9 protein-coding genes are annotated in these 17,713 nt (G+C 38.3%); all 9 read left to right on the top strand.

The genetic code is table 11. The annotated features are described in order from the left end of the window. Position 1 precedes the first annotated feature (1 nt). The 9 genes from ACSBFT_RS02645 (at position 2) to ACSBFT_RS02605 (ending at position 17,664) form a co-directional block, all read left to right on the top strand. The gene (locus ACSBFT_RS02645) at positions 2-2,809 is read left to right on the top strand and encodes an endo-acting ulvan lysase-like protein (protein WP_489603312.1); all 2,808 of its coding nucleotides are present in this window, start codon (positions 2-4) and stop codon (positions 2,807-2,809) included. Positions 2,810-2,812: 3 nt separating this feature from the next. Next, positions 2,813-4,810 carry a glycoside hydrolase family 97 protein gene (locus ACSBFT_RS02640; RefSeq protein ID WP_489603310.1) on the top strand — a complete coding sequence of 666 codons (1,998 nt, stop codon included), beginning with the start codon at positions 2,813-2,815 and terminating at the stop codon, positions 4,808-4,810. A 31-nt stretch (positions 4,811-4,841) separates the two neighbouring features. Next, complete coding sequence (locus ACSBFT_RS02635) at positions 4,842-7,625, top strand: heparinase II/III domain-containing protein (protein ID WP_489603309.1); 2,784 nt, start codon at positions 4,842-4,844, stop codon at positions 7,623-7,625. A gap of 1 nt (position 7,626) precedes the next feature. Next, on the top strand, positions 7,627-8,478 hold the full coding sequence (locus ACSBFT_RS02630) for an alpha/beta hydrolase (protein WP_463048379.1): 852 nt from the start codon (positions 7,627-7,629) through the stop codon (positions 8,476-8,478). Between the two features lie 4 nt (positions 8,479-8,482). After that, complete coding sequence (locus tag ACSBFT_RS02625; RefSeq protein WP_489603307.1) at positions 8,483-10,849, top strand: right-handed parallel beta-helix repeat-containing protein; 2,367 nt, start codon at positions 8,483-8,485, stop codon at positions 10,847-10,849. 4 nt (positions 10,850-10,853) lie between these two features. Then, positions 10,854-12,218, top strand: coding sequence for an alpha-L-fucosidase (locus ACSBFT_RS02620; RefSeq protein WP_489603305.1), 1,365 nt, complete (start codon positions 10,854-10,856; stop codon positions 12,216-12,218). A gap of 270 nt (positions 12,219-12,488) precedes the next feature. Beyond that, positions 12,489-13,310, top strand: a complete 822-nt coding sequence (locus tag ACSBFT_RS02615) for a 3-keto-disaccharide hydrolase (protein ID WP_489603304.1) — start codon at positions 12,489-12,491, stop codon at positions 13,308-13,310. Between the two features lie 68 nt (positions 13,311-13,378). Next, positions 13,379-16,129, top strand: coding sequence for a chitobiase/beta-hexosaminidase C-terminal domain-containing protein (locus ACSBFT_RS02610; protein WP_489603302.1), 2,751 nt, complete (start codon positions 13,379-13,381; stop codon positions 16,127-16,129). A 2-nt stretch (positions 16,130-16,131) separates the two neighbouring features. Next, the gene (locus ACSBFT_RS02605; RefSeq protein WP_489603301.1) at positions 16,132-17,664 is read left to right on the top strand and encodes a sulfatase family protein; all 1,533 of its coding nucleotides are present in this window, start codon (positions 16,132-16,134) and stop codon (positions 17,662-17,664) included. Positions 17,665-17,713: the final 49 nt, after the last annotated feature.

Raw genomic sequence — 17,713 nt, 5'->3', positions numbered from 1 at the left:
AATGAGATTACTACTACTTGTATGTTTTAGTTTGCTTTTAAAGCAAACCACAATAGCTCAATTTGTTTTCCCAGAGACCATTGAGCGGAATCATCCTAGGTTAATTTCACCAAAAGTGACCAAAGAGGATATTCGTCAAGAATTAGAAGTTTCTCAGGAAGTAAAAGAGTCTTATGAAGCCATAAAAGGTAAAATCTCTAAATACGTCATCCAATATAAAACCGACCCAGAATGGCTATCATCTCGTTTGCAGATGCATTGGAAAACTCATGCTACGGAGGTTTATGTAGATGGAGCGTTTTATTTGCACGCCACAGGCTATGCACCAGTCCCAACTGTCCGATTTACAGGGCAGCGAGACTATGTGACAGACTATAAAACGCCTTCATTAGAAGAAACACAGCCTTATCTGGAAGATGAGCGAGGTATGTATGTTCAACATAAAGAAACAGGCAAATGGGACTGGATACCTCCGTCAAAAACAGGCCGCATTATTGAAAATACCAATGAGAATATTCTGGGTATAGCTCGTGATGCCGCATTGGTCTATTTTATTGAAGGTGATGAAGCTTATGCCAAATTAGCCACACATCTTTTTGATGTTTATATGCAAGGTTTGTATTATAGAAATGAACCTATAGATCTACAAAAAAGTAATATCCAAAACATAATAGGCATCACCTCTTTTCAAGTGATTAAGGAAAATATCGTGGACGAATTGGCTGAAACCTATGATTTCCTTTACGATTACCTTCAAAAAAACAAAAAAGAGCAAATTCCTGTTTACACTGCTTCCCTAAAAAAGCTAGCCGAAATTATCATAAAAAATGGTGTTCCAGATAATAACTGGAACCTACACCAGGCCAATTTTGTGATTCAATTAGCCTTGGTTCTTGATGATAACAGTGCTTATTCTGATGGTAAAGGATGTCAATATTATCTGAATCGGGTTTTTAATGAAACCGAAGCCAGACAATGGTCTGTTAAAGACGTTTTGGCTTCTGGTTACGACCAAGAAAATGGCATTTGGAATGAGAGTGCTGGTTATGCTATCAGTGTGGCTAAAGGCTATACACATTTGGCAAGAACAATTCAAGAGGCATTGTCAATAAACATATTACCTTACATGCCCATTTTGCCCAAAGCAGTCGCGATAATGCCGCAGTATTTGTACCCAAATAAATCGATTGTTGCCTTTGGCGACTCACATTATGGACCACTGGAAACCGAAGCCTTTTTAGACTTAGTGAGCAATGCCCAGCAATTTAAAAACCGTGAGCAGGAAGATGAATTCACTTCTCTTATTTATATGCTTGAAGGTAAGAGCCAAGAACATGGTAAAAGCAAAAATGCCTTTAACGAGTTTTTGTATGATTCCAAAGTAGCATTAGATGCTAACATTTTACCCGCAAAGCCCGAAGATTACATCACAAGTTCATTTTATGCTCCAAACGTAAGTTGGATAGCCATGCGAAATGGCTTTGACAAAAAACATGGTTTAATGGTTTCACAAGTTGGTTCACTAGGCAACCACGCACATTCAAATGGCATAGCCATGGAGCTTTATGGCAAAGGATTCATCTTAGGTCCAGAAGGCGGAAGAGGTTCTAGTTATTTCCAATCGGATTATAGAGAATACTATTCTCAATTCCCAGCACATAATACCGTGTCTGTTAATGGGAAATCGGAATATAATAAGATGCGGAGTTATTATGCATTTGAAGTCAACTCCTTATACCCTTCCTCTGAAAGAAAGACGGGCTTTTATCCCAATATTAACTTCTCTGATCTGTATTTTCATGAACCCAGTACCAATGCTGACCAAAATCGTGTTATGAGTATTGTGAGAACTGGAGAAAGCACTGGTTATTACATTGACATTTTTAGGTCGAGACAGAAAGAAGGTGCTGATAAATACCACGATTATTTTTATCATAATCTTGGACAAGAACTAGAATTCACCACTATTGATAATCAAAGTATAGTTTTAGAAAGTAGTTCAAAACTCACGTCTAAGGAAGGTAACATCAAAGCATACGATTATCTAAATGAAGAACGCTCTACTGCATTTGACAAGCCATTCAAAGCTACCTATAGCCTTAACCTAAGCGGACAAGAACAAGTCAAGATGAATATGTGGGTTCAAGGAAATCAGAACCGAGAAATATTTAAAGTATCAACCCCACCATCGGAGGCATTTAGACATAATGTAATTCCTGATGAAATAGTTAAAGACCCACTTCTAACCACCATCGTCAGGCAATACGGAGAAGCATGGACTAAGCCCTTTGTAACAGTTTACGAGCCATCTTCTGAAAATGAGCCGGCAACAATAAGAAGCGTTGAAAACTTTAAATCGGGTAATAATGAGAGCTCTTTTGTTGGTTTAAAAATAGAAAGTTTAGACCATAGAACGGATTATGTTTTCTCCTCTGATAAACATGACATTTATAGTCATGATGGAATCTCTTTTGAAGGAACCTACGCTCTGTCCAGTACAGAAAATTCAACTACTACCCTCTTTCTAGGAGCAGGAAAAAGAATTTCAAAAGACGGCTATTCTATAGAAATTCTTGGAAAGAAATCAGGCTCCGCGGCTTTAGTTTTTGGAAATGAAATGATGCTCAGCTGCGATGAAGCCATTCTACTAACCTTCCCTGATATCCTATCGGAAGGAAAACCATTATTAAATATTGGCATGAAACCACTAAACGGAAGCAGAGCCATAATAGACGGAAAAGCTTATATCTCTTTCAAAGTACCAGCGACAGAATATCAAACCATTACCCTAGAATCAATAAAAGATTAAAGAATGAGTAATTTATTAAAAATATATGGTCTTGGTATTAGCCTATTTCTGTCATTGGTTTCAGGAATACAAAGGCCGGATTACATTCAAGTAAGCTCTCCTGACGGTAGTAAAACTTTTAAGCTAATAAGCTTAAAAGATGAAAATAACATCCACTTTTCTATCTTAAATAATAAACAAGAACTTGTCTTACCGTCCGATTTAACCCTAATTTCGAAAGAGTTAGACTTCAAGGGGAAGCTTTCTATTCTTAAAACAGAAAAGGTTTCTATTCGCCAAGAGTGGAGTTCTACTTTCGCTGAATTGAATACCATTCCCGACAACTATAATCAAATAAAGGTTTATCTAAAAAAAGGAAAAGCTCATGTAAACCTTATTTGCAGAGCTTATAATGAAGGGATAGCATTCTCCTATGAGATTCCAGAGCAAACTGGTGTTTCAGAAATCGGACTTGAAGAAAAAATCTCCTATAATTTCAAAGAAGACTATCCAGTTTGGTCTACACCCAAACGTGAAAAAGGAGTCCTGACAGCTCAAGGGGAATACAAAAAAATACCTTTAAGCCAGCTAGAAGAAGGCTGTGAGCGACCACTTTTAATAGATATGGGTGAAAAACTAAAAGTGGCATTAGCAGAAGCTAAACTTATAAATTATGCTCGGCTTAGTTACACCAAAGGAAACACCTCCGCCTTTAGTATTTTGTCTACTCTTGATGGGGAAATGGAAACACAAAAACAAGACACCATAACAGGTGCCATAATATCAGAGAGTTTTAAAAAAGGGGCTAAAGTCTATAAGCAACTACCCTTCCAGTCTCCATGGCGAGTAGTTATGATAGCTCAAACTGAAGGCGAACTTTTAGAAAATAATTACATCATTCAAAACTTAAACGACCCTTCTAAAATCAAAGATGAGTCATGGATTACTCCGGGGAAAGTTTTAAGAGAAACAACGCTGACTACAGAAGGTGGTTATGCCGCTATAAATTTTGTAGCAGAGCATAATATGCAATATGTATTGTTTGATGCTGGCTGGTACGGAAATGAAATGTATGACAACTCAGATGCTACCACCATTACGCCAGACCCAAAACGAACTAAAGGACCTTTTGACATTGAATCTATCTGTAAATATGCAGATAGCAAAGACATAAAAGTAATTCTGTATGTGAATCGGAGAGCACTTGAAAAACAGTTGGATGAAGTCTTACCACTTTTTAAAAAATGGGGTGTTTCAGGAATAAAGTTTGGGTTTGTAAGAATAGGCGACCAAAACGCCACAAGCTGGTTACATGAAGCCATAAAAAAAGCCGCTGAATATGAAATGATAGTGGACGTTCATGACGAATACAGGCCTACAGGTTTTTCACGAACTTACCCTAATTTACTTACCCAAGAAGGAATAGCGGGTGATGAAACTAGTGTAACTAATGAACACACATTAATCTCCATGTTTACTCGGATGCTTGCTGGTGCCGCTGATAACACCGTTTGCTATTACAACAATAGAGTAGACAAAATGGGCTCTAGAGCCTCACAATTAGCTAAAACCGTCTGTTTATTTAGCCCCTTACAGTTTTTATACTGGTACGACAAGCCTTTAGATTCGCCTGAAAAAACAGATGGTTTATGGGGAGACAGTAGACATATCGGTGTCGAACCAGAATTAGCTTTTTTTGATGCTGTGCCCACTACTTGGGATGAGACAAAGGTACTTATTGGAGAAATAGGAGCTATAGGCGTGATAGCAAGAAAAAAGGGCAGGCAATGGTTTGTTGGTGGTATTAATGGTACAGAAGAGCGTAAAGTAACTTTAGATTTCTCCTTTCTGGAGAAAGGCCAGAAATATACTGCAACAATTTACACAGATGACCCAGCAGTAAACACCCGAACCCATGTAAAAATTGAAGAGTTAAAAGTCACAGCCGACTCAAAACTAGAATTGGTCGTGCGTAGTAATAATGGTTTTGCCATTCAAATTGACCAAATAGTTATTAAATAACAATCAACACCAAACCTTAGAAAAGTATAACATGTCAAAAAGGTATTTATTAATCATTTTAAGTTTGCTATTTAATGTATCTGCATCAATAGCACAAAGCTCCGATCATCCCAGAATTTATATCAATAATGCTTCTAAGGCCCATTTTCTTAAAACATTAGAGCAGGTTGAATGGAAAAATGAACTGGTAAAAAAGAAAAAAGAGAACCTAGATAAATACCTAGGTTTAATAGAAAAAGACCCACAATGGTTGGTTTCTAGATTACAAATGAACTGGAAAACCAAACATGACAAAGTCTATTTAAAAGGTGGTAATTTTTCCCATTCTGAAGGCTCGGCACCAGTACCTACAGTAAGGTATTCAGGCACCAGAGACTGGGCTACCGATTATAATCGACCAAAACTAGCCGATGTTATCCCTTATTTAGATGACCCGAGAGGCTTGTATCTAGAACATAAAAAAACTAAAAAGCAGGAATGGGTTCACCCTTCAAAAGCTGGCTTTGCCATTGAAAAAATCAATGAGCAGATTATGGAAATCGCTGAAGATGCCGCTTTCTTGTATTGGCTAACTAAGGAACAAAAATATGCAGCCTTGGCAGCCCCAATTTTCCTAACCTACATGGATGGCATGCATTACAGAGATGCTCCTATAGACTTAGAAAACTCTACTCAAAATGACATCTCAGGGCTTGCTACTTTTGAAGTCATACACGAAGGCATAGTGGTCTCATTAGTTACCACCTATGATTTTATGCATGATTACTTGATCAGCAAAAATACCAACCTGGATAATTCCATTGCAGTTTTTCAAAAATGGGGTGACCAAATTATTACAAAAGGAATACCTGACAATAACTGGAATCTCTTCCAAGCTCGCTTTTTGACTTACATCGGTTTGGTTTTAGAGAGCAATAAAAACTATAAAAATGGAAAAGGAAGAGAATATTTCTTAGATCACACTTTTACTACCTCCACTGATAGACAACTCTCTATAAAAGAATCCCTATTGGTGTATGATTTCGAAACTGGCATTTGGCCAGAATCACCCTCCTACTCTGTTCATGTAATTACTACGCTTTTGAGAATAATGACACTGCTAGACAATGCCACCAATCAAAACGAATTCCTAAATTATCCTATCATTGAAAAGGCAGCATTGGCCTCATTTCAATATTTATTCCCCTCTGGCTATACCCTAGGTTTTGGAGACGCTAATCATAAAATACTTCCTCCTGAAAATTTTGAGCTACTAATAGCAAATTATCAAAAGTATAATGGTACGGAGAAAGAGGCATTGATATCTAGTTTATTGGACCAAATGATTTCTGATAAATTATATACTCGAGAAGCAAAAGATTACTTCCAGCTATTCTTTTATGTGGATGAGCTAAAGCCTTCTTCTAAGAAGGAGTTACCAAGCTTAACCTCGCCTACTTTTTATGCTCCAAATGTCAGCATGTTTAACCAAAGGATGGGCTTGGGAGATGATGCAGTCATGATATCGACCGTTGGCTCCTTTGGTAATCACGCTCACGCCAATGGCATTTCTTTAGAGCTATTTGCTAATAATTACGCTTTAGGACCAGACTTAGGCAAAGGTCCAAGTTATTGGCATGAAGATCATAGAGATTTTTATGCTAGGTTTCCAGCTCACAATACCGTGGTGGTAGATGGCAAGTCTGACTATGCTGCCATGCGTACTTATAACCCTTTTACCTTGGATAATTTCTATCCACAAGTAGGAGAAACGCCTTCTTTTGATAAATTGACCTTTTCCAAGGTTTCTTTCTTTGAGCCAGAAACTGTTTCTGACCAACAGCGATTTACCGCCATTATCAAGTCCAATTCTGCGAAACCCTATATTGTCGATGTATTTCGTTCAAAGAAACAAAACGATGGCACCCAAAAACATGAATACATCTATCATAACCTCGGCCAATCGCTTGAAGTATTTAACTCAAAAAGCCAGCCTCTAAATTTGACAACAACGGATGATTTAAGTTCTAAAAAAGGCGATTTAACAGGATATGACTATTTCACAGATAAGAAAAAGATAGCTTACTCAGAAGATGTTCAGGCACTCTTTCGCTTAAAAAGCAATGAAAGTCCAGACAATTTGATGAGACTATGGGTCAAAGGCAGTCCAAACCAAACGGTATATGATGTCAATTCCCCTAAATCAAATGCACTTAGTGCTGGTACTGCTCCGGCAGAAATTGTAGACGAACCACTGCCAACTTTAATTCTAAAAAGAGATGAAGCGGCTTGGTCAAATCCATTTGCGGTAGTGTTTAATCCATACTTTGAAAACGGCGATAACCCAATTGAAAATGTTAGCTATTCTTCCCTAGCTAAATACCCAAACACACAAATAATTGATGTATTGCTAAACGATAAGAAAACGGTAGATAGATTAGTAATAAATGCATCAGAAAATGCTGTAGCTGCCGAAAGATCGTTTTTCCAAAGAGGTCTATTTTCAATCACTCGTCAATCAAACATTGATAATAAATTAGATTTCCTATTTCTCTCAGGAATGGAGAAATATGAAAACATGGGTTGGGATATTGTCTCTTCTGGTGAGCCCTTTACACTTACCTTAGAAAGCAAAGAAGGCGGCTTTTCAGTTTCTACCGATAAGCCTATTACCATTAACATGCCTTTAGCCAAAGGCAGTGAGGCTTTCATCAAATTTTATGATGATGCAGATAAGCTGATAAAAACAAGAAAAGGAACTACCAATAGAAATGACGATAAGCAAGTAGTCTTTAAGATAGAAAAAGCGTACGAAAAGATTGAAATAACATACTAATATGACTAAGAAAATCACATTATTTCTAGCTGCATTGCTCTTCATGAGTAATCTCTTTGGACAAGATAAATCAGCCAATGATATCACCTATAAAATAGTAGACCGAGATACTTTAAAGCTAAGGTTGATTTATCCTGACAATTATCAAAAAAACAAGAAATACCCTATCATCGTATTCTTTTTTGGAGGCGGTTGGAACGGCGGAACTATTCTACAGTTTGAAGACCAAGCTAAGTATTTTGCCACCAGAGGAGTCCTTTCTGCACTGGTAGATTATCGCGTAAAATCGAGGCATAAAACTACGCCCTATGAATCTGTAAAAGATGCAAAATCTGCCATGCGGTTCTTAAGAAGCAATGCCAAAAAATATGGCATAAATGGCAAGAAAATGGTAGCTGCAGGAGGATCTGCAGGTGGGCATTTAGCTGCTGCTGTGAGCATGCTCCCTGGTGTAAATGAAGACACCGATGATTTATCTGTCAGCTCCAAAGCCAGTGCTTCCATTTTATATAATGCTGTAATTGACAATGGTCCTACGGGTTTTGAACATAAAAGAATGGGCGAACGCTATTTAGAGATATCACCTATGCATAATATCACAAAAGGAGCTCCACCAGCCATTTTCTTCTTAGGCGACAAGGATAAATTAATCCCTGTAAACACTGCTTATGAATTCAAAGCGAAAATGGAAGCGGTAGGAAGCAGGTGCGATGTGTTTATTTACAAAGACCAGCCTCATGGATTTTTCAATAAAGGAAAACAGGAAAATGACAGATGCTACATAGAAACAACGCATGAAGCCGATGTTTTTTTACAATCTCTTGGTATCTTAAAAGGAAAAGCGACGCTATAATTATATGAAAAACCTAGTTTTAATTTTCTTGGTAATAGGCTTGACCGTGCCATGTACTGCTCAAAAAAACAGTATAAATCTATTTGTCGCTAAAAACGGAAAAATAACAAATACTGGCTCAAAAAAACAACCCTTCGAAGGATTGGAAAGTGCCGTAAAAAAAGCCAGTGAAATAAGGGCGAACAAACCTGACGCTGACATTAGTATTACCATTTCAAAAGGAGACTATTATTTGACTCATCCCATCATAATTCCTGCTGCACTAAGCGGACTAACCATCAAAGGAACAAGTGCTTCAGATGTTAAAATAAAAGGTTCAACAGTTTTGAAAGGCAACTGGCAAAAACATACAGATAACATCTATGTGACGTCTGTACCTGAAAGTCTAGATTTTGACCAATTGGTGGTTAATGACAAAGCTCAAATTTTGGCTCGGTATCCAAACTATGACGAAAGTGCGGCTTATTGGCAAGGATATGCCGAAGATGCCATTTCTAAGGAACGATTGGCATCTTGGAAAAAACCGGAAGGAGCTTTCTTTAGTGCTCTGCATAAGGGCAAATGGGGTGGTTTCCATTTTAAGATTACGGGCATAAACAAAGACGGTACTGCAATTTTAGAAGGCGGCCAACAAAATAACAGATACTCTAAACCCCATGAGGAATTCAGGATGGTTGAAAACGTATTTGAAGAACTTGATAGCGTCGGCGAATGGTATTTGGACAAATTAGAGCATAAGCTTTATTACTGGCCACAAGAAAACATAGATTTAAACACATCCGAAATTGAAGTCTCACAGCTAAAAGACTTAATTCAAATAGTGGGCACACTAGAAAATCCGGTAAAAGATGTGAGTATTAGCGGCATCACCTTTGAAAACACCAAACGAACTTTCATGGAGGATTTTGAACCTCTTTTACGAAGCGATTGGACCATTTATAGAGGCAGTGTGCTATTTCTGGAAGGCACCGAAAACTGCAAGATTGAAAATACCGAATTTGTCAATCTAGGTGGTAACGTTATCATGGCCAGCAAATACAATGATGGCTTAGTTATTAGAGGTAACCATATTCATGATTGTGGTGCCAGTGCCATATCGTTTATTGGCGACCCATCGGCGGTTAGGTCGCCTTCGTTTAATTATAGTGAATTTGTACCACTTGATGAGATGGACACCGTTTCAGGACCACAAAACGAGTTATACCCAAGAAACTGCTTGGTGGAAGATAATCTCATTTACAGAATCGGGAGAATAGAAAAACAAACTGCAGGAGTTCAAATCTCAATGGCGATGGACATCACGGTTAGACATAACAGCATTTATGATGTTCCAAGGGCTGGAATAAATATAGGTGATGGCACCTGGGGTGGCCATATCTTGGAATTCAATGACGTTTTTAACACCGTTTTAGAAACCAGTGACCATGGTTCTTTTAACTCGTGGGGTAGAGACCGTTTTTGGCATCCTAATAGAAATACGATGGATAGCATTACTACTGCTAATCCTACTATGTATAAGTGGGATGCCATAAAAACCACCATTATCAGAAACAACCGTTTCAGGTGCGACCATGGTTGGGATATTGATTTAGATGATGGTTCTTCCAACTACCATATTTACAACAATCTCCTGCTTCACAATGGTTTAAAACTCCGTGAGGGATTCAATAGAGTGGTAGAAAACAACATTATAGTTGATAATTCCTTGCATCCACATGTTTGGTTTGAAAACAGTGAAGACGTTTTCAAGCATAATATAGTAGGTGACGGTTACAAAGACATAAGACTATCTGGCTGGGGAAAAGAACTGGATTATAACTTATTCCCTAATGAATTGGCTCTAATGAAATCTCAGCTTTATGACAGAGATGAGCACAGCATTTTTGGTGACCCTATGTTCAAAGACCCTGAAAACTTAGATTTTTCTGTAGCTGCCAATTCTCCTGCCTTAAAAATAGGCTTCAAGAACTTTCCTATGCATCAGTTTGGGGTGCAAAAACCAGCACTAAAAGCCATTGCAAAAACACCTGAAGGAATCGAACGTGAAGACCAAGCTGAAAACATAAAAAATGCCGCCATAAAAGTGGCATGGCATGGAAACGAAATAAAAAGTGTTGAATCAGAGCAAGAACAATCAGCCTATGGTTTAAGCACAGCGGAAGGTGTAATACTTGTCAACGTTCGAAAAGACAGCCCAGCCGCAAAAAACAATGGCCTGAAAAAAGGTGATGTTATCCTAGAAGCTGCAGGCAAGAAAGTCAAAACCGTCAAAGACTTTTTCCAAATTAGTTTAGACAACGAAACAAACAATTTGGACTTATTAATCATGCGTAATCAATCAGAAAAGAAAATAACTATTAATACTAAATAAGAAAATGAAATACTTACAGAAATTAGCACTTCTCCTACTGGTTGTTTTTAGCACCAATGTTGGATTTGCACAAAGTAGTGCCACTACAAAAAAACTGAACGACGACGAGCGTATGGCTTGGTGGCGAGATGCCAAATTCGGAATGTTCATTCACTGGGGTGCTTATTCCATTATTGGCGGAGAACGAGGTGAAAAAATAGCTGGTGGTGGAGCTGAGTGGGCCATGGACAAGCTTGATTATACCATTGAGGAATATGAGAAGTTTCCTAGAATGTTTAATCCAGAATTATTTGATGCCGACGAATGGGTAGCCATGGCGAAAGATGCGGGTATGAAATATATTGTCATCACGTCTAAACACCATGATGGTTTCGGACTATGGGATTCTAAGGTCTCAGACTATGACATCATGGATTCATCGCCGTTTAAGCGTGATATCATCAAAGAATTATCAGATGCTTGTAAGAAAGCAGATATTGTATTCTGTTTCTACCATTCTATTGTGGACTGGCATCATCCACAAGCTCAAGGAAATTTGTTTCCAAACTATAATGCCGGACAGAAAGACCAAACAGTGGTTAATCCAGAATTTCCTGAGTATTACCAAAACTATCTGAAACCTCAGGTAAAAGAACTTTTGACAAACTATGGCGACATAGGTGTGGTTTGGTTTGATGGCGATTGGATTGCCGATTATACCACTGAAATGGGCAAAGAGTTTTATGATTTTATTCGTGAGATTCAGCCGAACACCATTATCAACAATAGAGTAGACAAAGGTCGTAACGGTATGGCAGGCATGGATACGGAAGGTGATTTTGCAGGTGACTTTGGTACACCAGAACAAGAAATACCAGACACAGGAATAGATTCAGACTGGGAGGCGTGCATGACAATGAATGGCTCATGGGGCTACAAACCATCTGACCACAAATGGAAAAGTAGTCAAGACCTTATTCAAAAACTAGTAGACATTGTTTCTAAAGGCGGTAACTTCTTATTAAACATTGGACCAGATGGCTACGGGAGATTCCCTTCTGAAAGTATCAGAAGACTGAGCGATATGGGAGATTGGACCGACACAAACGGCGAATCACTTTACGGTGCATCGGCAAGTCCTTATGAGCGACCAGAATGGGGTCGTTACACCAAAAAAGGTGATGTGATTTATGCTCACGTTTTTGATTTACCTGAAAACGGGAAAATTCTAATTAACAAAGACATCAAAATAAAGAAGGCTAGCCTTTTAACAGGGAAAAAATCCAATTTAAAAACAGAGCTTACTCCTAAAGGAATTTTAGTTTCTGTGCCTAAAGAAGCTTTAGACCCAAATGTGACCGTCTTAAAGTTAGAATTAGCATCGAAGTAAACTTCTGCAACAATTCATGAATTGACAAAAATGAACAAAGCGACCCTCTTGCCTATGGAGAGGGCTCGCCTCTTGTTATGTGTCAATAGCCTAATCGCTAGAAAGCAAGTTCTTGCCGGCAAAAAGGATAAATAAAATTCTCAAGAATTTTCAAAATCAATCAACCATAACAATGCATCTGAGATACTTTATGGCTTAACCTAATTTTGAGGTATCGATTAAAAGAAAAGCATTATTTCAATTTAAATGCAGAATACGCATTAGTAAAAAATGAAAAAAATAAACCTAGCTATTCTTCTATGGATAGTAATACTACCCATAACCGTTACCGCACAAAAAAATCCAAACTCAAACAAAGGCTTTGTCCAAATCTTTAATGGAAAAAACTTTGATGGTTGGTATCTGAAACTCCGAAATGGAGATGAAGAAATGGCAAAGGAAGTTTATGCGATTGAAAATGGCATGGTACACGTTTTTAAGCACATGCCAGACAGCCTAAACCTTAACACTGGAGAAAACGCTACACATGGTCTTTTTTATACCAAAAAGAAATATAGTAAGTACATACTGAGATTTGAATACAAGTGGGGAAGTAAAATAACCAACAATTTTGACAGATGGCAGTACGATGCAGGTGTTTACTATCACGTCATTGATGATGCCGTCTGGCCTGTAGGCATAGAATATCAGGTCCGTTATGATCATCTTTTAGATAAAAACTACACGGGCGACTTCATACGTCCTCCTGGGGCAGATTATGACTGGTACACTACAGCAGACGGTAAATCATATTTACACCCAGATGATGGAGGGCAGCTAGAAAAAAACAAAAAGGAATGGTACCATTTTGCTAAACCTACAGAGAACTATAACGCCCTAAACGATAAATGGAATCAGTGCGAAATCATTGTTATGGGAGATCAGTACACCATTCATAAATTAAATGGAGAAGTTGTAAATATGGCATTCAACCTTACTCCAGGAGAAGGAATCATAGGATTTCAATCTGAAACAGCAGAGATTTTCTATCGTGATATTAAAATCAAGGAATTTGATAAGGTAATACCAGCAGAAGTCTTCTTAAAAAAATAACACGTTTACTAAGCATGACCCGATTAAATAAAACATTACTTCTTTTTACTCTTTTGTGCTTAACACATTTGAGTCAAGCACATGACTTTTATGTTGCAAAAAGTGGAAACGACCTAAACAAAGGAACAAAAAAGAGTCCCTTCCATACTTTTGAAAGGGCAATCAAGGAGGTAGAAAAATTGGCAGGGCAAGAAAAAATAACTGTCTGGTTCAATGAGGGTACATACTACCTTGATAAAACTATTACCTTAAGTTCAGCGTATTCAGGTACTGAAGAATACCCAGTCACATTTACTGCCATACCGGGTGCAAAAGTGATTATAAAAGGTTCAAAGAAACTGGAAAACCTTAATTGGAAACCATATAAAAATGGCATTCTTGTAGCACAATTGCCCGCTGGTCTAAACTTTGACCAATTATTTATTAATAGTACGCGACAAGTCAGAGCACGTTTTCCAAACTATGACTATGAGAACCCCTTGCGTGGTGGCAAAGGTTATCAGCAAGTTTCGGGTGGAACAGACCGTCGTTATGACGAATGGTTTTCTTATAATCCAGATACGTTTACAAATAAAGACTGGAAGAATCCAGAAACCGGTATTGTGCATGCCTTCCAAAGCCATAACTGGGGAAACATGCAATACAAGATAAGTAGTGTAAATAAAGACGAACAGAAAGTTTACCTTAATGAGGGCGGATGGCAATTGCAGCGTTCACACGGAATTGGTGGCAAAGGAACTAAGGCTTCTTGGTTTTTCATTGATAACATTTTTGAAGAGCTAGATGTGGCCAGTGAGTGGTTCTTTGATAAAGAAACAAACCTGCTTTACTATTATCCTGAGAAAGGAACTGATTTGAACAACGCTCTGGTAGAAGTCCCAGTTTTAAAAGACCTGATTCAATTAAAAGGAAGTTCAGAAAAGCCTGTTAAACACATCACTTTTAATGGATTCACATTTACCCAATCACTAAGTGTGTTTATGAATACCTATGAGCCAATGGCTCGTGGTGATTGGGCTATCCATCGAGGAGGAGCTGTTTATATGGAGGGAGCAGAAAACTGTCAGGTCGTAGATTGCAACTTTGAATATTTAGGTGGCAATGGCGTTTTTATGAGCTCATACAATCGTTATAATAAAGTGTCTTCTTGTCGCTTTGTACATACTGGTGAAAGTGCCGTGGCTTTTGTGGGTTTACCATCCGCCGTACGCTTTTATCAAACTTGGGACGATAAAGAGATTCTAGGAAAAGATTGGGAAGAAATGTATAAAGGAATGGATTTAAAACCAGGCCCAAAATCACCAGATTACCCTCAAAACTGTACCGTAGAAAACAGCATCATGCATGATTTTGGAGACTACGGAAAGCAAGTAGCGGGTGTATTTATTTCTATGAGTCACAAAATTACAGCTTCTCATAATACCATTTACAACTGTCCCAGAGCAGGCATTTGTATAAACGACGGTACTTGGGGCGGACACATCATAGAATTCAATGACATTTGGGAAACCGTGAGAGAGACAGGCGAACATGGCCCTTTTAACTCTTGGGGACGCGAACGTCAATGGCGAGGCTCAAGAGGTTTGGATGACCATTTCTTAAAAGAATTGACCAAACTCGATGCTATTGATAATGTCATTATAAGAAACAACCGAATTGCCAATTATAGAAAATCTATCAGTGCAGGAAACTGGACCATAGATTTGGATGATGGCTCTAGTTACTTTGAAATTTACAACAATCTAAACCTTGGTTCCACCATCAAATTAAGAGATGGCATGGCCCGTAAAGTGTTTAATAACATCACCGTAAGTGCGGTTCCGCTTGGCTGGCACGTTTGGCCAAAAGACTCTGAAGACGAGATTTATAAAAACATTTTTGTGATTTCTGGAGCCATTCCAGGAAAAGAAGAACCTACCAAAAACTTCATACGAGATGTGGCCTTACCTACTAATAGGCCATGGAGCAAACATTATGACAATAATCTCTATTGGAACATTAATTATCCGGAAAATTTTGAAGTAACAACAGGTGTCAACTTTAATGACTGGCAAAAGAAAGGTTACGATTTAAACGCCACAGCTGCCAACCCACTATTCATCAATCCACAAGAAGGAAACTTTCAGGTAAAGGCTAACTCTCCTGCATTAAAACTTGGCTTTGAAAACTTCCCTATGGATAAGTTTGGGCATCAAATGACCCGTATCAAGCCTTATGGTGGCGAATTTTCAGAAGAAACTCTAGTTAGTTTAGAAGCTGATTTACGTGCAGGAAGCCGTGCTGATATTTATTATACTTTAGATGGCTCCGTGCCAACAGTGAACAGCCTAAAATATACCACAGCTATGCCATTAAAGGAATCAGCCATTCTTAAAGCTCAAACATTTACTGCTGATGGACTCTCCGTAGGGTTCATATCAGAAGCCACTTTCACCAAAGTAAAAGAAGTATCCTACCCAAGTTGGTATAATACGCTAATAGCTGGAACATACTTAGGCGATAAAGAAGAAAATACTAAAAAAGCACTTGAGGCAGAACTAGCAGGTGCGATTCTAATAAACATTGCAGAAGACCCTGACCTTATAGACGCCACTGGAGGATATGACTATGGCTGTTACATAAAATCTATAGATGCAAAGAAAGGGAAAATGTGGTTAGACGCTGGCTTGGATAAAGATTGGGTAATTCAAGAAATAAATGGAACTAGGGTCCAAAACATTGCCGATTTGCAAAAGTATTCGCAAGAATATCAAGGAAAAAAAGTAAGTTTGACTGGAGCTAGAGATTATAAACGAAAGAAATTTAAGGTCATTTTTTAGACATGAAAAAGAGCATCTTTTTAAGCCTAGCATTTGGCATTTCACTCCTAATTTCAACTGGCTGCAATGAGGAGCAGAAGCAATCAAAGACAAAACCTAATGTCATATTTATTCTGGCCGATGACATGGGCTATGGTGATGTGTCTTCTTTCAATGAAAACTCTAAAATACAAACTCCCAATATTGATAAACTAGGTGAGCAAGGTGTCAAATTCACCGACGCACATACTAGCAGTGCTGTATGCACACCCACCAGATATGGAGTTTTGACCGGCAGATACAATTGGAGGTCAAGGCTAAAGCAAGGTGTTTTATTTGGTTATGACAAAGCTCTTATTTCTCAAAACAGAAAAACCTTACCAAGCTTTTTACAAGATAACGGTTACAAAACAGCAGGCCTTGGAAAATGGCATTTAGGCTGGGACTGGAACAATATAGAAGCTGGTAAAGACAGTATTGATTATTCTCAAAGTGTAAAAAATGGACCTTCCACTTTAGGCTTTGATTATTTTTATGGGTTTAACGGTTCCTTAGACATGCCTCCTTATGTATGGGTTGAAAATGATAAACCTACCATGGTTCCTACCAAAAGCACGGTGAACAAAGGAAAGCAGTCTTGGTGGCGAGAAGGACTAACGTCTGATGATTTTTCTCACGAACTCGTTTTACCCCACATAACGGATAAGACGATTAGCTACATTGAAGAAAATGCTAATAAAGACAAGCCTTTCTTTGTTTATATGCCTTTACCTGCCCCTCACACTCCTATTCTTCCTACAGAAGAGTTTAGAGGAAAAAGTGGTCTAAATGATTACGGAGACTTTGTAATAATGGTAGATGCTATGGTAGGCCGAATAATGGCTTCGCTAGAAGAGCAAGGTATTGCGGATAACACCATTTTAATATTCACTGCCGACAATGGCTGTTCTAACCAAGCCGATTTTGAAGAGTTGGCCACTAAAGGCCACGACCCAAGTTATGTATATCGTGGGCATAAAGCCGACATTTTTGAGGGAGGACACCGAGTACCCTACATTGTTAGGTGGCCAAATAAAGTTAAACCGGGTAAATCAGACCAGCTCGTTTGTACCACAGATTTATTTGCAACACTAGCCGATGTATTAGATGTACCTCTTGAGGATAATGCGGCGGAAGATAGTTTCAGCTTTTTGTCTTTATTAAACGTTCCGACAAATAAACCAAAGAGAACAAGCATTATTCACCATTCTATCAATGGCTCTTTTGCTTATAGAAAAGCTGAATGGAAAACCATTTTTTGTCCTGACTCAGGAGGTTGGAGTGCACCAATACCAGGCTCTGAAGGCATAGAAAACCTCCCTCCTTTTCAAGTTTATAATTTGACAAATGACGCCGCAGAAGAAAATAACCTATTTGAACAAAATCCAGAAGTCTTTGCTCAACATAAAAAGGAAATTGCCGATATCATCTTAAATGGAAGAAGTACGCCTGGAACACCTCAGGAAAATGATGCCATAGACTTTGAGTGGAAACAAGTTGACTTTATTAAGCAATAGATTTCCCCACTCAGAGTCTCCGTCAGGGACTCTGAGCATTGAATGTAAT

The sequence above is a fragment of the Arcticibacterium sp. SM2516 genome (genome assembly GCF_057914865.1).
This window is presented reverse-complemented; position numbering and strand designations above follow the sequence as displayed.